The sequence below is a fragment of the Pseudorhodobacter sp. MZDSW-24AT genome, from assembly GCF_002794355.1.
In the GTDB taxonomy this organism is placed as follows: domain Bacteria; phylum Pseudomonadota; class Alphaproteobacteria; order Rhodobacterales; family Rhodobacteraceae; genus Pseudotabrizicola.
Genome location: NZ_PGOI01000012.1, coordinates 33448 through 51423 on the forward strand (window position 1 = coordinate 33448; position 17976 = coordinate 51423).

At 60.1% G+C, this 17976-nt stretch carries 15 protein-coding genes and 2 tRNA genes; 10 read left to right on the forward strand and 7 right to left on the reverse strand.

From position 1 onward, the window contains the following. Positions 1–35 precede the first annotated feature (35 nt). Entirely contained in the window at positions 36–746 is a 711-nt protein-coding gene (locus CUR21_RS15720; RefSeq protein ID WP_100198200.1) for a GntR family transcriptional regulator, read from the reverse strand. A 102-nt stretch (positions 747–848) separates the two neighbouring features. Here CUR21_RS15720 and uxaC point away from each other — a divergent pair, with 102 nt between their 5' ends. From uxaC to CUR21_RS15760, 8 genes are all read left to right on the forward strand, one after another. Continuing rightward, positions 849–2255 (forward strand): glucuronate isomerase, encoded by a 1407-nt coding sequence (gene uxaC / locus CUR21_RS15725; protein WP_100198023.1) that lies wholly within the window; start codon positions 849–851, stop codon positions 2253–2255. A gap of 25 nt (positions 2256–2280) precedes the next feature. After that, the gene (locus CUR21_RS15730; protein ID WP_100198024.1) at positions 2281–3264 is read left to right on the forward strand and encodes a TRAP transporter substrate-binding protein; all 984 of its coding nucleotides are present in this window, start codon (positions 2281–2283) and stop codon (positions 3262–3264) included. A gap of 102 nt (positions 3265–3366) precedes the next feature. Then, positions 3367–3894, forward strand: a complete 528-nt coding sequence (locus CUR21_RS15735) for a TRAP transporter small permease (protein ID WP_100198025.1) — start codon at positions 3367–3369, stop codon at positions 3892–3894. Further along, positions 3894–5174 carry a TRAP transporter large permease gene (locus CUR21_RS15740; RefSeq protein WP_100198026.1) on the forward strand — a complete coding sequence of 427 codons (1281 nt, stop codon included), beginning with the start codon at positions 3894–3896 and terminating at the stop codon, positions 5172–5174. Before CUR21_RS15735 ends, CUR21_RS15740 begins: the two co-directional genes overlap by 1 nt. A gap of 8 nt (positions 5175–5182) precedes the next feature. Next, positions 5183–5491: a cupin domain-containing protein gene (locus CUR21_RS15745; RefSeq protein WP_100198027.1), complete on the forward strand. Its 309-nt coding sequence runs from the start codon at positions 5183–5185 to the stop codon at positions 5489–5491. A gap of 11 nt (positions 5492–5502) precedes the next feature. After that, positions 5503–6327, forward strand: coding sequence for a 5-dehydro-4-deoxy-D-glucuronate isomerase (kduI, locus tag CUR21_RS15750; protein WP_100198028.1), 825 nt, complete (start codon positions 5503–5505; stop codon positions 6325–6327). Continuing rightward, positions 6324–7046: a 2-dehydro-3-deoxy-D-gluconate 5-dehydrogenase KduD gene (kduD, locus tag CUR21_RS15755; protein ID WP_100198029.1), complete on the forward strand. Its 723-nt coding sequence runs from the start codon at positions 6324–6326 to the stop codon at positions 7044–7046. The genes kduI and kduD overlap by 4 nt, the downstream gene beginning before the upstream one ends. Further along, positions 7024–8448, forward strand: coding sequence for a mannitol dehydrogenase family protein (locus CUR21_RS15760; protein WP_100198201.1), 1425 nt, complete (start codon positions 7024–7026; stop codon positions 8446–8448). Before kduD ends, CUR21_RS15760 begins: the two co-directional genes overlap by 23 nt. Positions 8449–8970: 522 nt before the next feature. Here CUR21_RS15760 and CUR21_RS15765 read toward each other — a convergent pair. The 6 genes from CUR21_RS15765 to tgt form a co-directional block, all read right to left on the reverse strand. Then, positions 8971–9046, reverse strand: a tRNA-Val gene (locus CUR21_RS15765). 156 nt (positions 9047–9202) lie between these two features. Beyond that, a tRNA-Val gene (locus CUR21_RS15770) sits at positions 9203–9277 on the reverse strand. Between the two features lie 13 nt (positions 9278–9290). Then, entirely contained in the window at positions 9291–9701 is a 411-nt protein-coding gene (locus CUR21_RS15775) for an HU family DNA-binding protein (protein WP_157792041.1), read from the reverse strand. Positions 9702–9868: 167 nt separating this feature from the next. Beyond that, on the reverse strand, positions 9869–12277 hold the full coding sequence (lon, locus tag CUR21_RS15780) for an endopeptidase La (protein WP_100198031.1): 2409 nt from the start codon (positions 12275–12277) through the stop codon (positions 9869–9871). 270 nt (positions 12278–12547) lie between these two features. Then, positions 12548–13138, reverse strand: coding sequence for a hypothetical protein (locus tag CUR21_RS15785; protein ID WP_100198032.1), 591 nt, complete (start codon positions 13136–13138; stop codon positions 12548–12550). 215 nt (positions 13139–13353) lie between these two features. Continuing rightward, on the reverse strand, positions 13354–14484 hold the full coding sequence (gene tgt, locus CUR21_RS15790; protein WP_100198033.1) for a tRNA guanosine(34) transglycosylase Tgt: 1131 nt from the start codon (positions 14482–14484) through the stop codon (positions 13354–13356). Positions 14485–14671: 187 nt separating this feature from the next. Here tgt and CUR21_RS15795 point away from each other — a divergent pair, with 187 nt between their 5' ends. Then, positions 14672–15244, forward strand: coding sequence for a hypothetical protein (locus CUR21_RS15795; protein ID WP_198431736.1), 573 nt, complete (start codon positions 14672–14674; stop codon positions 15242–15244). A gap of 51 nt (positions 15245–15295) precedes the next feature. After that, positions 15296–17920 carry a methyl-accepting chemotaxis protein gene (locus CUR21_RS15800; protein WP_100198034.1) on the forward strand — a complete coding sequence of 875 codons (2625 nt, stop codon included), beginning with the start codon at positions 15296–15298 and terminating at the stop codon, positions 17918–17920. The last annotated feature ends 56 nt before the right edge of the window (positions 17921–17976 follow it).

Here is a 17976-nt window from a genome sequence, read left to right on the forward strand (position 1 = left end):
GACTCCACAGCCGGCGCGCGACGCCGGCTGTGGGCCTAATCCTCAAGGACGGGATCACCGTCGAAAAAGCTTTCGCGCTCGGCCCGGATGCGCCGGATCTGCGTCTTGATGCGCGAAAGATGCGCATGCATCGCCGCCATGGCCCCCGGCGCATCCCGCAGCCGCAACGCGGCCATGACCTTCAGATGATCGTCAAAAGCATCCTGTGAGGCGAAGGACAGCGACAGGAACCGCACCCTGTCCATATGCGCCTTGTTCTCCCGGATAATGTCCCATGCGAAACCATGCCCACTGCGCTCGCAGATCTCCCGGTGGAACAGATCATCAAGGGCGTGGAATTTCGCCGAGTCGCGCGCCTCAACGGCGGCGCGCTGTTGATCCAGCACCGCTTCAAGGGCAGCGAGATCGCTCTTTGCAAGGCGTTGGCACGCCATCCGCACCGTTTCTGCCTCGATCGCAGATCGGATAAAGCGGGCCTGCATCACGGCCGTCTCGGAAATCGCGGTCACCACGGTGGCCCGCTGCGGGCGGATGGTCAGAAACCCCAGTGTCGACAGCCGGTAAAACGCATCGCGCACCGGCTGACGCGACACCCCCATGATGCGGGCGACGTCGACTTCCGACATCTTGGTGCCGGGAGGCAATTCCAGCGCCAGAATCTGGCGGTGCAGCTCTTCGAAAATCGTCTCTGTCACCGATGGCCGCTGCACAGGCTCCAGCATTTTCAGCAGCGTGCTTTCCGGCATCTTTGCCTCCGTTGACAGGTTTCGCATACTAGCATATTAGTTTAACCGTGTCTTGAAAAGCGCCTTTCGCCGATCGGGCACCAACCGGGAGGAAATCACAAAGTGCCGCTACTCGATGCAGATCGCCTTTTCCCTGTCGAGACTGCCGCGCGCGGCCTTGCGCGTGCGCTTTACCAGACGGTGGCCGATCTGCCGATCATCAGCCCGCACGGCCACACTGATCCCCGCTGGTATGCCACGGACGAAGCCTTTCCCGACCCGGCGCAGCTGTTCGTGACACCCGATCATTACGTCTTTCGGATGCTGTGTTCACAAGGCATCGCCCTGACCGATCTGGGCGTGCCGCGCGCCGATGGCGGGCCTACGGAAACCGACGGGCGCAAGATTTGGCATCGTTTTGCGCAAAACTACCATCTGTTCCGGGGCACGCCGTCGCGGCTGTGGCTGGATCATGCCTTCGAGACGGTGTTCGGCTTTGACACGCCGCTCTCTGCCGCCACCGCGGATGCCTATTACGACCGGATCGCCGCCGAGCTTGCCACGCCCGCCTTCCGCCCGCGCGCGCTGTATGATCGGTTCAACATCGAGGTGATTTCCACCACCGATGGCGCCTTGGACGATCTGCACTGGCATCAGATGATGCGGGACTCGGGCTGGCATGGCCGCGTGGTGCCCGCCTATCGCCCCGATGCCGTGGTGGACCCCGAGTTTGCGGGATTTGCGCAGAACGTGGCGCAATTGGGCGCGTTGACGGGCGAAGACACCAGCACATGGCAAGGCTATCTGAACGCGCACCGGATCCGGCGCGCGTTTTTCATTGGCTATGGCTGCACCTCCTCTGACCATGGCCATGCGACGGCGCGGACGATGGATCTGCCGCAGGATGAGGCGGCACTGCTGTTTGCGCGCGCGCTGCGCGGAGAATGCTCGGCCGAAGAGGCAGATGCGTTTCGCGGCCAGATGTTGACCGAGATGGCGCGGATGAGCCTGGAGGACGGGCTGGTGTTGCAGATCCACCCCGGCAGCCGGCGCAACCATTCGGCGCCGGTGCTTCAGATGTTTGGCCGCGACAAGGGCTTCGATATTCCGGGCCGCACCGATTACGTCACGGCGCTGCAACCGCTGTTGAATGCGGTCGGCATGGACCCGCGGCTTTCGGTGATCGTGTTCACTCTGGACGAGTCCTCCTATGCGCGGGAACTCGCGCCTCTGGCCGGGGTGTATCCGGCCCTCAAACTGGGGCCTGCGTGGTGGTTCCATGACAGTCCCGAAGGCATGCGCCGCTTTCGCGAGATGACGACCGAAACCGCCGGGTTCTACAACACCGTCGGCTTCAACGACGACACCCGCGCCTATCTGTCGATCCCCGCCCGCCATGATGTGGCGCGCAGGGTGGATTGCGCCTTTCTGGCGACGCTGGTCCGCACGGGCCGCCTGTCCGAGACTGATGCATACGAGGTCGCACAAGACCTTGCATACCGGCTTGCAAAGCAAGCCTACCGGCTGTGAAGCCATTCAACGGGAGGAGACTGAAATGAAAAAAATCAAGACCATGGCCGCTGCTCTTTTGGCAACGACCGCCTTTGCCGGGGCCGCTTTTGCCGAATGCGAAGTGACCCTGAAATCTTCCGACACCCATCCTGACGGCTATCCCACGGTGGAAGCGGTCAAGCATATGGGCAACCTGCTGAAAGAGCGCAGCGCCGGGCGGATCTGCGTCGAAGTCTTTCACTCGGCGCAGCTGGGCGAAGAGAAAGACACGATCGAGCAGACCAAGTTCGGCGTGATCGATTTCAACCGCGTCTCGATGGGGCCGTTCAACAACATCATCGAAGAAACCAAGGTGGTGTCACTGCCCTTTATCTTCCGCGGCACCGATCACATGCACCGCGTGATGGACGGCCCGATCGGCGATGAAATTCTGGCCGCGTTTGAACCGCATGGATTTGTCGGTCTGGCCTATTTCGACGGCGGCTCGCGGTCTTTCTACAACAAGCAAAAGCCGATCACCTCGGTCGAAGACCTGAAGGGCATGAAGATCCGCGTGATGCAGTCGGATGTGTTTGTCGACATGATGACCGCACTCGGCGCAAACGCGACCCCGATGCCTTATGGTGAGGTCTATTCCGGCATCCAGACCGGCGTCATCGACGGGGCCGAGAACAACTGGCCGTCGTTCGAATCCTCGGGGCATTACGAGGTTGCGGGCTATTACACGCTGAACCAGCACCTCATTGTGCCGGAAGTTCTGGTGATGTCGAAAGCCAGCTACGACAAGCTGAGCCCGGAAGATCAGGCGCTTGTGGTGCAGGCGGCAAAGGACTCGATTCCGGTCAACCGCCAACTCTGGGCTGAACGTGAAAAGCTTTCGGAAGAGAAAGTGCGTGCGGCCGGCGTCGAGGTGATCTCGGAAATCGACAAGACCCCGTTCATCGAGGCGATGGTTCCGGTTTACGAAAAACACGCGAACACGCCAAAGCTGCAAGACTTGGTGCAGCGTATTCAGGCCACCGAGTGATCTAAACCGATCGCGGGACCGGGGGGCGCTCCTGCCCCCCGGATTCCCCGCGGGGAATTTACACTTCAAAGGAATGACCGCCGCGCGCGGCATGGAGCCTTCATGCAGACGGGATTGTTACGGCTGGCCGTTTGGCTGAGTTATGTCGCGAAAGCCGCGCTTTGGGTCGCGGGGGCCGGTCTGGTTCTGATGACCGTCATCATTGGCGCACAGGTGTTCTTTCGCTACCTTTTGAATGACTCGATCATCTGGAGCGAGCCTGCGGCGGTGATCCTGATGGGGTGGTTCATCTTTCTCGGCGCCGCTGTTGGCATTCGTGAAGGCTATCACCTCTCGTTCGACATCCTGCTGTATCTGGTGTCGCACAAGGTGAAGATGGTGCTCTTCTCGCTCTCCGATATCGTGGTCGCGGCCTTTGGGGCCGGCATGGTCTGGTTTGGCGGGCAACTGATGGTGTCGGCCTATGGCATCACCCTGCCCTCGCTTGGCATCACAGGGGCGGTTGATTTCATCCCGCTGGTCGTCGGTGGCGTCTTGATGGTGCTGTTCTCTCTGGAACGGCTGGCGCGGCGCGCGGCAGGTCTGCCCACCGCCCGCTTTGGCGAAACCGAACTCGACGAGGTGGCGTGATGGAGCTTTGGGTTCTTTTCGGCACTTTCGCGGTGCTGCTTGCGATTGGCACCCCGGTGGCCTTCTGTCTGGGTGTGTCGAGCTTTGCCACGGTGATCTACATGGGCCTGCCGCCCGTCGTGGTGTTCCAGCGGCTGAATTCCGGCGTCTCCGTCTTTGCGCTGATGGCGATCCCTTTCTTCATCTTTGCGGGTGAGGTGATGGTGCGCGGCGATATCGCGCGAAGGCTGATTGCGGTGGCGGGTGCGGCCGTAGGGCATTTTCGGGGGGGGTTGGGCCAAGTCAACATCGCCTCATCGGTGCTGTTCGGCGGCATCTCGGGCTCTGCTGCGGCGGACGCTTCGGCCATCGGCGGGCTGATGGTGCCGCAGATGAAAGAACGCGGCTATGATGTGGATTATGCGGTGAACATCACGGTGGTCAGTTCGATCATCGCGCTGATGATCCCGCCATCGCACAACATGATTATTTATTCGATCTCGGCGGGCGGGCGCCTCTCGATTGCCGATCTCTTTACCGCTGGCATCATTCCGGGGCTGTTGCTGGCCTTGAGCCTTGCCGCCGCAGCGTGGTGGGTGGCGCGCAAGAAAGGTTATCCGACCGAAGCCTTTCCCGGCTGGTCGATGCTGGGCCTGCTGCTGATCAATGCGATACCGGGCCTTCTGCTGATCGGGATCATCTTTGGCGGCGTGCGCTCTGGTGTGTTCACCGCCTCGGAGTCGTCCTGTATCGCCGCCATCTACGCGCTTGGGGTGACCACGCTGGCCTATCGCACCATGGGCTGGGCTGACTTTGTTGGCGCGGTCAAGGCGGCGGTGCGCACCACGGCCATGGTTCTGCTGGTCATCGGCTGCGCGGCATCCTTCGGTTGGCTGCTGGCCTATCTCAAGGTGCCGACCGCGATGATCTCGATGATGCAAAGCGTCAGCGAGAACCCGATCATCATCCTTCTGCTGATCAACGTGATCCTGCTGATCTTGGGCACCTTCATGGACATGAGCCCGTTGATCGTGATCACTACGCCGATCTTCCTGCCGGTGGCGGTTGCCTTTGGGATCGACCCGGTGCACTTCGGGGTGATCTTGGTTCTCAACCTTGGGATCGGGCTGTGCACGCCTCCTGTGGGCGCGGTTTTGTTCGTGGGCTGCGCAGTCGGCCGGATTTCGGTCTGGCAGGCGGTGCGCACCATCTGGCCCTTTTATGGCGCGGCTTTCTTCACGCTGATGCTTGTCACCTATATTCCGGCGCTGTCCTTGTGGCTGCCCGCCCTGTTCCACTGAGGCTGACCATGACCTATCCCATTGTTGAAACCGGCGAAAACGTCACCCGCCAGGTTCTGGCTGATGCGCCCGAGTTGATGACGGTGGCCTTCCGCTTTGCCGCCAAAGGAGCCACGGGCGCCTTGCACCAGCACCCGCATGTGCAATCCACCTTTGTGCAATCCGGGCGCTTTCGCTTTACCATCGCCGACCACGACTTCGAGGTCGGCCCCGGGGATGCCTTCGTGATCCCCTCCAACGCCGTTCATGGCTGTGTTTGCCTTGAACCCGGCACGCTGATCGACGGGTTTACCCCGCGTCGCGATGATTTTCTCTGAAAGGACTGACCATGCTTTACGTAGAAACCCGCCAGGCGATTTCCGCCAATGAAGCGAAGGGAATGGACACCACCGCCCTGCGCGCGAATTTCCATGGCGAGGGACTGTTTCAGGACGGTCAGATCCGGCTGCTTTATACCCATTACGACCGGATGATCGTGGGCGGCGCGGTGCCTGCGGGCAGCGATCTGGTGCTGGATCATGTCAAGGAAACCGGCACGCCAAGCGTGCTGGATCGCCGCGAGATGGGCATCGTCAACATCGGCGATGACGGCACCGTGTCCGCAGGCGGCGAAAGCTATGCCCTGTCCAAAGGCGATGTGCTTTATCTGCCGATGGGCGCAGGCGCGGTCACCTTTTCGGGCAAAGGGCGGTTCTACATCAACTCCTGCCCCGCGCATCACGCGCACCCCGCGCGGCTCATCAAGCTGGAAGACGCCAAGAAGGTCACCATGGGCGCGGCCGAGACCGTGAACCATCGCACCATCAACCAGTTTATCCATCCCGATGTCATGCCCTCATGCCAACTCGTGCTGGGCTATACGCAGTTCCACGGCGGTTCGGTCTGGAACACGATGCCCGCGCATCTGCACGACCGCCGGATGGAGGCCTACCTTTACTTCGACATCCCCGAAGGCCAGCGAGTGTTTCACTTCATGGGGGATCCGGCAGAGACCCGTCACCTTGTCATCGCGAATGAAGAGGCTGCGATCTCGCCGCCATGGTCAATCCACTGCGGCGCAGGCACGGCAAGCTATACCTTTATCTGGGCGATGGCCGGTGACAACGTCGATTACCGCGATGTGGAAATGGTCAAGATGGAGGATCTGCGGTGACCCCCTTCTCACTTTCCGGGCAAACCGCACTCGTAACGGGTGCCAATACCGGCATCGGTCAGGCGATTGCGGCGGCGATGGCACGGGCCGGCGCACATGTGATCGCGGCGGGCCGTTCCTCTTGCGCAGAAACCGTCGCACTGACGGGCGGCGAAGAGCTGCGGCTTGATTTTGCAGACCCGATGGCCGCGCGCGATGTGTTTGCAACGCGACGCATCGATATTCTGGTCAACAACGCAGGCATCATCCGCCGCGCGGATTCGGTGGATTTCACCGAGGAAGACTGGGATGCCGTGATGGACGTGAACCTGAAAGCGGTTTTCTTCACCTGCCAAGCCTTCGCCAAGGCAGCGCTTGGTCATGGGGGGGGCAAGATCGTGAACGTTGCGTCCCTGCTGTCATTTCAAGGGGGAATTCGGGTTCCCTCCTACACCGCTTCGAAACATGGGGTGGCTGGCATTACCAAACTTCTGGCCAATGAATGGGCGGCCAAAGGCATCAATGTGAATGCCATTGCCCCCGGCTATATCGAGACCAACAATACCGAAGCCCTGCGCGCCGATCCAGATCGCAGCAAGGCGATCCTAGACCGTATTCCCGCAGGTCGCTGGGGGCGCGCCGAAGATATCGGAGAAGCGGCGGTGTTCCTGTCCTCGCCCGCAGCGGCCTATATCCATGGTGCGGTGCTGAATGTCGATGGAGGCTGGCTTGCCCGTTGAACGTCTGACCCGCAGTGCGCCTGCCGTTCCGGTGGGCATCGTTCACCTTGGCCTCGGCGCCTTCTTCCGGGCTCATGGCGCGGTCTATATTGAAGAGGCGATGTCAGCCTCGGGCGGTGACTGGGGCATCTTGGGGGTCTCGCTGCAATCAAGCACCATGCGCGACCAATTGGCCCCTCAGGGCGGCACCTATATGGCACTGGAGCTGGGCCCCGAGGGAGAGACCCTGCGCCATGTTCAATCGGTGCAGGACGTGCTGGTCGCGCGAGAGAACCCAAGCGCCGTGCTCGAAGCCATGGCCGACCCGGGCGTGCGGATCGTCAGTCTGACGGTCACGGAAAAAGGCTATTGCCATGAGCCTTCGACAGGGCGGCTGAACATGGCCCATCCCGACATCGTGCAGGATCTGGCGTCGGACCTGCCCGTCTCTGCGCCGGGCTTTCTGGTGCGTGCCCTTGCCCTGCGCAAGGCGCGAGGGCTCGCTCCTTTTACCGTGCTGACCTGTGACAACCTGCCCAACAACGGCCAAGTGGTGCGCGGCGTCGTGCTTGATCTGGCACGCGCGGTTGATCCCACACTGGCCGCCTGGATCGAAGCCGAGGGCAAGTTCCCCTCCACCATGGTCGACCGTATCGTGCCTGCCACCAAGCCCGAGGACGTGGCGCGGATGGAAGCGCTGATCGGGGCACAGGATGCGGCACCCGTTTTCCACGAACCGTTCCGGCAATGGGTGGTCGAGGACGACTTCGTCGGCGGCGCCCGCCCCGATCTGGGCGCAGTGGGTGTGCAACTGGTGCGCGATGTGACGGAATACGAGCATATGAAGCTGCGGATGCTGAACGGCACCCATTCCGCGCTCGCCTACCTCGGCTATCTCTCAGGCCACGAGACCATTGCAGATTGCATGGCCGACCCGGTTCTGGACAGCTTTGTGCAACGGTTGTGGTCGCAAGAGATCATCCCGGCGTTGACCCCTCCCGAAGGCGTTGCGCTGGCAGATTACGCCAAGGCCCTGCATGCACGCTATGCCAACCCTGCGATCCGGCACCGCACATGGCAAATTGCGATGGATGGCAGTCAGAAACTGCCGCAGCGGATCTTGGGCACGCTGGAGACCAATCTTGCAAAGGGACGGCCCTGCCCCGGCCTGATGCTGGCTGTCGCGGCATGGATGATCTATGTGCGCGGCACAGATCTTGCGGGTCAACCGATTGAGGTGAAAGATCCTTTGGCCCCGGCTTTGCGCGCAGCAGCCACTTCGCCCGATCCGGTGGGCGCACTGCTCTCAATGCGATCCGTGTTCCCGCAGAGGCTTGCCGAGACGTTGGAAGCCCCACTGCGCAAGGCATATGCCGCCTTGCTGGAACATGGCGCAAGACCCACGATGCAGGCGGCGGCATAAGCCTCTGCCAGTTCCGGCGTGGATCACATCCTTGGACCTAGCGGCCGTTTGTGATCCCCGCCGGAACTGGCCCACGCGTCCCGTCACGCCAGTGACCAGAAAGCGACCGCGGCCTGCCTCACCGCGCAGGAGGCAACACTCTTACGCATCGGCCGGATAACGAGGCCGTCCGGCACCGATGCTCGGATGATCCCATCCGGCGTGGCGGGCTTGGCCTTGTCACGCCTTTTGCACGTCATGTTGACGGCAGTCCAAACGGCATGTGGCCACAGAGCGCCGTTTGCCGTGCCACAACAATGCCGCCAAGACCATTCAAGGAGAGTTGGGCTTTGGCTGACAGGAACCCAATCAGCAAAGGCAAATCCGCAAGCGCGCGGCGAGGGACAAAAGCTCGGCTCCGCCCCGCAACAAGATCAGAAAACGCCCTTTCGTGCGCAGCGTGATGCGACCGAGACCGTCACTTACACGCCTGAAAAAATCAAGATGAGGACAGGATCAGAACACGTTGATTAGAGAGGGTTATGGTGGGTGATGAGAGACTCGAACTCCCGACATCTTCGGTGTAAACGAAGCGCTCTACCAACTGAGCTAATCACCCGCTGGGTGCTCGTTTAGCGACTTCAGTCGGGGGTTTCAAGTCTGCATCTTGTGCCTGTGACGGCTTCTTTTCCCACCGCATTTTCGCCGTTGGCCCGGCAGAGCATACGATAATGCGGTCCTTTTCAGGACCGCCTTATCGTATGCGATGAATGAATGGTGGGCGATAACGGATTTGAACCGCTGACATCTTCGATGTGAACGAAGCGCTCTACCGCTGAGCTAATCGCCCGATGAGGCGTGTCTTAGACGGCTTCCTCGGGGTCTGCAAGGGCCTCTTTTGCTTGTTTTTGTTTTACAGCGCCATTCCCGCGCACTTTTAAGGTCATCAGAGCGCGCCCGTCCCGATCCAGCGATTTGGCAACCCTAACCTTGCCGACGCCGGGAAGGTTCAGGTCTTCCCCCTTTGCCAACGCCGCCCCCAAGGCCACCAAAGTGGCTTCGACGATTCCCTTCGCATCCTTTTTCTTGGACCCGGTCGCCTCGACCACACGGGCAAGCAGATCACGCATCTTCACTGACCCAGCCTGCGCGGCATTGTCTTCGCCGGCGACCGTCTCTGCGACGTTTGAAACATGCTCTGATTTTGCCTCTGGCTTCGTCTTGACAGCAGCAAGGCCTTTGGAACCGGGCTTAACGCTGGACTTGCTCGACATTGACCACTCCGTTCTGTCCCATGCACAGGTGCCAGACTTCAGAGTAGCCATGCTCCCAAGAAAAAGTCACTGAGAATCATCTGCCACGGGTATTTGCAAGGCTAGGCCCCCTTGCAAAAAAGGCGCCCCGAAACAGGGCGCCTTTTGCTTTTGCTATGGACGAGTGGTCAATGTGCAGTGGGTGCGTGCGGATTGACATCCGCAGCGCGCCGGGCCGCGGCTGCGGCCTCTTCTGCTGCTTCGTCCCACTCCACCGCCTCGGGCTGACGGACCAGAGCCGCCGCCAAAACCTCGCGCACATGCGTCACAGGGATGATCTTCAAACCCTCTTTCACATTGTCCGGGATCTCGGCGAGGTCCTTCTCATTTTCCTGCGGGATCAGCACAGTCTTGATCCCACCGCGCAAGGCTGCAAGCAGCTTTTCTTTCAGACCGCCAATCGGCATCGCGTTGCCACGCAGACTGACCTCACCCGTCATCGCGATATCGCGGCGCACCGGTATACCGGTCAGAACCGAAACGATCGACGTCACCATCGCCAAGCCAGCGGAGGGCCCATCTTTTGGCGTAGCACCATCCGGCACGTGGACGTGGATGTCCATCGTCTCGAATTTAGGCGGCTTCACACCAATCTGTGGGCTGACCGAGCGGACGTAAGACGCGGCCGCATCAATCGACTCCTTCATGACGTCGCCCAGTTTGCCGGTGGTTTTCATCCGTCCCTTGCCGGGCAGTTTCAAGGCTTCGATGTGCAGCAGATCCCCACCAACCGAGGTCCATGCCAAGCCTGTTACCACGCCAACCTGATCCTCCAGTTCGGCCAATCCGTAGCGGTGGCGCTGCACCCCAAGGTATTCTTCGACCTTGGGCACATCGACCGCGACCGTCTTGGTCTTCCCCTTCAGGATTTCGGTCACCGCTTTGCGGGCGAGTTTGGCAATCTCACGCTCGAGGTTCCGCACACCGGCTTCACGGGTGTAGTACCGGATCGTATGCGTCAAAGCAGCATCGTCGACCGAAAACTCACCTTTCTTCAGACCGTTGGCAGCAATCTGCTTTGGCAGCAGGTGCTGCCGGGCGATCTCGCGCTTTTCGTCTTCAGTATAGCCCGCCAGCGGAATGATCTCCATGCGGTCCATCAAAGGCCCGGGCATGTTATAGCTGTTGGCCGTGGTGATGAACATCACGTTCGACAAGTCGTATTCCACCTCAAGATAATGGTCCACGAAGCTGCCGTTCTGTTCCGGATCGAGCACCTCGAGCAGGGCCGATGCCGGATCGCCGCGGAAATCCTGACCCATCTTGTCAATTTCATCCAGCAAGATCAACGGGTTGTTGGTCTTGGCTTTTTTCAGGCTTTGGATGATCTTGCCGGGCATCGACCCGATATAGGTCCGACGGTGGCCGCGGATCTCGGATTCGTCACGCACCCCGCCCAAGGAAATGCGGATGAACTCCCGCCCTGTCGCCTTGGCCACCGACCGCCCCAACGAGGTCTTGCCGACGCCCGGAGGGCCAACAAGGCACAGGATCGGGCCTTTGAGCTTGGCCGAGCGCGCTTGGACCGCCAGATATTCAACGATGCGCTCCTTGACCTTTTCCAGGCCAAAATGATCGGCATCCAGAACCTTCTGGGCCGCGCCAAGATCCTTCTTGACCCGCGACTTCACATCCCATGGCACGCCAAGCAGCCAGTCAAGATAGTTGCGCACCACCGTTGCCTCTGCGCTCATCGGGCTCATGGCCTTGAGCTTCTTGACCTCGGCATCTGCCTTTTCACGCGCTTCTTTCGACAGTTTGGTGGCTGCGATCCGCGCTTCAAGTTCCGCAATCTCGTTCTGGCCATCCTCGCCATCACCCAGCTCACGCTGGATCGCTTTCATCTGCTCATTCAGATAATACTCGCGCTGCGTCTTCTCCATCTGGGTTTTGACGCGCGACTTGATCTTTTTCTCGACTTGCAGAACGCTCATCTCGCCCTGCATATGGCCGTAAACCTTTTCAAGCCGCTCGGAGACGTCCAGTGTTTCCAGCAAGGCCTGCTTTTGCGCGACCTCCACCCCGAGGTGCCCTGAAACGAGGTCGGCCAAACGGGCGGGTTCACGCGTTTCCTGCACTGCCGAAAGCGCTTCTTCGGGGATGTTCTTTTTGATCTTGGCGTAGCGTTCAAACTCTTCCGCCACGGCACGCAACATCGCCTCAACCGCGGAGGCATCACCGGGCGTTTCCGACAGCGGAGCAGCCTTGGCTTCGAAGAAGCTCACATTGTCCATGAATTCGGTGATCTTCACGCGCGTCTTGCCTTCGACCAGCACCTTGACAGTGCCATCCGGCAGCTTGAGAAGCTGGAGCACGTTGGCCAGAACGCCCACACGATAGATTCCATCCGTGGCCGGATCATCCACAGTCGGATCAATCTGGCTCGACAACAGGATCTGCTTGTCGTCCTGCATCACCTCTTCCAGCGCACGCACCGATTTTTCGCGACCGACGAACAGCGGCACGATCATGTGCGGAAACACCACGATATCGCGCAACGGCAGAACCGGGTAGCTGGGAGAAAATTGCTCGCTCATTTCGGGTATCCTTATCTCGGCAGGAAGGTCACGGCCCCGATCATCGGCAGCATCCCGACCTTCCCCTCTCTGGACCCTCTATCTGGGGGGTCGAAGATGAGCTGTCAACCAGGGCAACCTTTCGGCCGGGACAGGCCATCCGATTGCCCACATTCTGCGCCTTGCCGCAGATGGCGGCAAGTCACATTCCTTTCGCAATTTTGCCCATCGCCAGACCAGCCCGCCTGACGCTTGCCACCGGAGCAGCTTGGGCGACGCGGGGTGTGTTGCTCAGTCGTTGCGCAATCCGGGTTTGAGGTTCAGATCCCCGACCCCAACGTCCAGCGCGCCTTCGATGATGCCGGTGATCGCGGTCTCGATGTGGCCCACGCAGGTTGGGCAGACCGTGTAGCTTACGAATTCCGGGTGACGGTTGCCGCGTTGAGCCGGATCAAACCAAGGACCGTCAGGCAGATGCACCTTTCCGCAAATCGAACATTTCAGGTTGCGCGCCGCTGGGTCAAATGACCACAAGCCCATCTCTGGTCTGAGCTGAACAGCATCGCGCAGTTCATGCACCATAATCGCACGATCATCTTTCATGGGCTTGATCGTCAACCGCATGCGGCGCAATTCGTGCGGCGCATCGCAGCGGTAGTCCATTCGAAGGGTGCCCTTGGTGGCGATCACCGCCCGCACAAGTTTTGCGACCGCCTCGGTGGTTGGGTCATCTGTGATGTGATCCGTCAACCGCGTCGACAGGACATCGTTGGCCAAAATTGCCCCGCCGCCATTCGCCATGGCAAAATCGTCCCAATCACCTCCAACCCAAAGGATGCGGAGCGACGAGTCGACCACACAAAAGCAATGCAGAAATTTCAAGCGTCTTGTCCGTCGTTGCAGGGCGCTGCCTCACCATCTTAGCAGCGCCTTGCAGAAAATGCGCGCACAAGTTTACAGTCTGAGTCATTTTTCAGCGCAGATGCGTCATAACTCCCGGATCAAAGGCATTCATCCTGTTTCGGGCTCGCAGCATGGGCAAGAAGCACGGCAAATGTGTCAGGTCAAGCAGGCGCCCAGCGCAACGCATCGCGGACTCACACAGGTTCGATGTCTCCCGCTGCGCGCTGCGCATGGAAATCTGCAACGAATGCCGACAGCTGGCCTGCAGCGATTGCCGCACGCAGACCCTGCATGAGTTCCTGATAATAATGCAGATTATGCCAAGTCAGCAGCATGCCGGAAATCATCTCTTGCGCCTTGAAGACATGATGCAAATAAGCCCGGCTGTAGTTCTGGCACGCCGGACATGTGCAGTTTTCATCTAAAGGCCGGGGGTCGTCCATGTGACGGGCATTTTTGATGTTCACCTGCCCGCGCCGGGTCCAGGCCTGGCCTGTTCGACCAGACCGGGATGGCAGAACACAGTCCATCATATCGATCCCGCGCTCGACCGCGCCCACAATATCGTCGGGCTTGCCCACCCCCATCAGATAACGTGGCTTGTCTGCGGGCAGAAAACCCGGCGCATAATCCAGCACGCCGAACATCGCCTCCTGCCCCTCGCCCACGGCGAGTCCGCCAACGGCGTAGCCATCAAACCCAATATCGACCAAGGCCTTCGCCGATTCCTCACGCAGATCTCGGGTGACCCCGCCTTGCATGATGCCAAACAACGCGTGGCCCGGACGGTCGCCAAAGGCATCGCGCGACCGCTGTGCCCAGCGCATCGAAAGCGCCATCGATTTGGCCACCTCCGCTTCGGTGGCCGGAAGCGCAGGGCATTCATCGAAACACATCACGATGTCGGAGCCGAGCAGCTTCTGGATCTCCATGCTGCGCTCTGGGCTCAGCATATGTTTGGACCCGTCGATATGGCTCGAGAAGCGCACGCCTTCTTCGGTGAGCTTGCGCAGACTGGCAAGAGACATGACCTGAAATCCGCCAGAGTCTGTCAGGATCGGGCGTTCCCAGTTCATAAAGCGGTGCAGCCCGCCCAGATGCGCGATCCGTTCCGCAGTAGGGCGCAACATCAGATGGTAGGTATTGCCCAGCAGAATATCGGCGCCCGTGGCGCGCACCGATTCTGGCAACATCGCCTTGACCGTCGCGGCCGTGCCCACCGGCATGAACGCGGGCGTGCGGATCTCGCCACGCGGCGTGTGAATCACACCGGTGCGCGCGCCCTTATCCGTTGCCGTCAGGGAAAATCCGAACCTTTGCGCCATCCTCAAACCCTCTGACCTTATCCAGAGGGTCGCAATACCCGATTGCACCACGAATCCAAGGGCTGGATCGCCTCGGCGATTATGATCGGCATTTTATGGATCGGCCGGATGTTAAGCAGGCGGCAATCGCAACCCTGTTAGCTCTCAGAACTGGCCCAAGACTGGGTTTGCTTCCATGGAGTCCTTGATGCGCCATCTGATCGCTGCCTTGCTGTGCTCCTGCACCCTGCCCGCGCAAGCTACCGAAATTGTCGAACCCGCTGAAAAAGCCCGTGCCTATATTGCGGCCGCGGTGAAGGGCTGGGCCGCCGACCCGTCGCTTATAGAGGCGGTCCGTGCACAAAACCTTCGCCACAAGATGATGACGCAGGAAGACATCGACACGCTTGACAGGCAATGGAGGCAAGAGCTGGGGCGATCGCAAAGCCCTTTGATTTCCAGCGTGGTCGACACTGCGGCGTCAGATCTGCTGCGCGATCAGATTGAACTTTCGGCGGGCTTGATCACGGAAGTCTTCGTGATGGATGCGGTCGGCCTCAACGTCGCCGCCTCCGGGATCACCTCCGACTATTGGCAAGGCGACGAGGCCAAATTCACGGAAACCTACCAAAAAGGCGAGGATGGGCTGCACATCAGCGATGTGGAGTTTGACGAAAGTGCGCACCTTTATCAGATCCAAGCGTCCTTTAGCCTTTTGGACCCAGAAGATGGCACCCTGATCGGAGCCATCACCGTAGGCCTGAACGCAGAGCAGCTTTGACCTTCCCGCTTGAAGGCGCCTTTTCTTGCACACGTACCAAGGACTGACCCCATGTCTCCAATCTCGCCCGTCCGATCTCTTTTTCAGCTGCGCTCGGTCTTCTTGAAGGCGACTGCGATCACGGCATTCACCGTCGCCGTGGTCGCCGCTGCGGCGGTCTTTCGCAGCAACACCGATACGGATGAATTGCTGCACAGCGCCCTGCGACAGACAGCAGGATTGCTGACCAACATGGCGGGCCACAGCAGCGGCGGCCCATTGCGCTTTAACAAGCCTGAAGCGGCCAAGATGATAGAGCAGGAGCTTTTCGAAAGGGTGGGGTCCGACCTGTCGGAAATAATGATGCTGCGCCCTGATGGCAGCGTGTTTTCCCATGCCATCAGACAACCTCAGGCGACAGCAGACGGGGCTGCCCAAGCTCTGGGCAAGGCGCTGCTGACGAAAATGGCACTCTGGACATCTCAGGGGCACAGCCCCAGCCACAGCGAAGAGCTGATGTTTGACGAGAGCGGCCTGATTGCGGCGCACCCCGTTTATTTCGGGGCGGAAAGCCAAATGGTGGGGGTCATTGTCACGCGATGGTCTGATGCCCGCATTTTGTCGGAAATTGCGGAAAATATGCGCGAAAACCTGAAGATTGGTGGTGCGTTTTTCGTGATCATGCTGCTTGCCGCGGCTCTTTGCTTCCGCGTGTTCATCGCCAGCCCCCTGCGCCGGCTAAACGCGGCGGTGGGGCAAGTTGCCGCTGGCGACTACACCATTGCTGTGCCCGGCCAGCAATCGGGCGACGAAATCGGAGATATCGCCCGGGCGCTGGAGGGCTTTCGTGCTGACCTCGCCGCGTCCGTCGAGACCACGCGGGTCGGCATGTTCAAAGGGTCGGGCTTTGATGGCGCTTCAGCAGCGCTGGTGATCACCGATACGGACTTCCGGATTCTCTTTGCCAATGGCGCTGCACAAAATCTCATCAGCAGCGAATTCGCTACCGGCAATGGTGTCAGCCTGCTGGGTCGCTCGATCACGACCCTCAGTCCGGCGTTGGCGGGGCTGGCCGGACATGTGGGGGGAAGCCTTCCTCGGCAGATCAGCTTTGCAAATGGAAACCAGCTGTTTGAAGTCTCCGTCGCTGCCGTAACCGACAGCGCCACAGCCGTCACAGGTTATGTGATGGAATGGCGCATGACGACGCAAGATCGGCGAAATGCAGCGGTGTTGTCGGCCATTGATGCCGGACAATTGCGTGCAGAATTCAGCAAATCCGGAAAAATCGAGGCCGCCAACGAACAATTCGCCGCTCTGTTCGGTCAGTCGGCCGGCAGCATCACAGGGCGGGATTGCCGCTCCGTTCTGACTTTTGAAAGCGCGTCCATGGGCGATCTGTGGACTGTGCTGCACGCGGGCGAGGCGGTGGCAGGGCTTTTGCATCTGGCACTCCCCGGTGGCAGTAAGGCTTTGCTGGATGCAAGGCTGACACCGGTCAAAGACAAGGACGGTCAAAGCCAATCCTTTCTTCTGCTCGGAACCGATGTGACGCGCCGGCACATGGAACAACGCGAAGCCGAAGAATTGCGCCGGTCAATGGACGCAGCGCAGGCCAAGGTTGTCGATGCCCTGCGTGCCGCACTGGCGCAACTGTCGAATGGAGACCTGACAGCAATGTTGAGCGGACCGTTTGATGCACGCTATGAAGACCTGCAGGCCGATTTCAATGACGCCACCCATCAATTGCGAGCAGCACTGTCGGACGTCGTAGAAAGTTCGGCGGCCATTCGGGGCGAAGTGGCGGACATCAGCAGCGCTGCAGAAAATCTCAGCCGGAGAACCGAACAACAGGCCGCAACGCTTGAACAAACATCCGCAGCGCTGGATCAGATGACCACTTCAGTCAAATCCACCGCAGAAGTGGCCAATCATGCCAACAGCAAGGTGGAAGAAGCCAAGCAGAATGCTGAAGTTTCAGGTCAGGTGGTGCGCGAGGCGGTTTCCGCCATGGGAGAGATCGAGCAAAGCTCATCAAAGATCTCACGCATCACCTCGGTTATTGACGAGATCGCTTTCCAGACCAATCTTCTTGCGCTCAATGCGGGGGTTGAGGCTGCGCGGGCGGGCGAAGCTGGGAGGGGCTTCGCGGTGGTGGCTTCGGAAGTCCGGGATTTGGCACAACGCTCATCAGAAGCCGCACGCGAAATTGCAGGGCTGATCACCGCCTCCTCGGATCAGGTCAAACGCGGCGTCAGTCTGGTGGCAGAAGCCGGACGCAGTCTGACGGGCATTCAGGCAGCCGTCGGGGAAATCCACGGTCTTGTGGCGGACATCGCGGGATCTGCGCGCGAGCAGTCCAATGGAATCACAGAGCTGAACACGGCCGTCAAACATCTGGATCAGGTGACCCAACAAAACGCCGCGATGTTTGAGGAAACGTCCGCCGCCTCGCAGTCTTTGAACCGGGCAGCGACAGCGCTGACGGAGACCACCCAGCGCTTCACTCTTCAACAGCGCAACACTGCGGATCGGACTTTGCGCCGCGCGGCAAGCCGAACGGCTGAATCTTGGCAAGCGTCACAGGCAGAAACCAAGATCGCCTCTGCGCCTGTGCAAGTTGCCCGAAAATCCGGAGGAGCGCGCTCTGCTCCTGCCAAACAAACCAGCCCTGCGGACGATTGGGAGGATTTCTGATCTCAAACGAAAACCCCAGCCCCCTGAGGAGGGCCGGGGTGTTTTGTGACGCGATG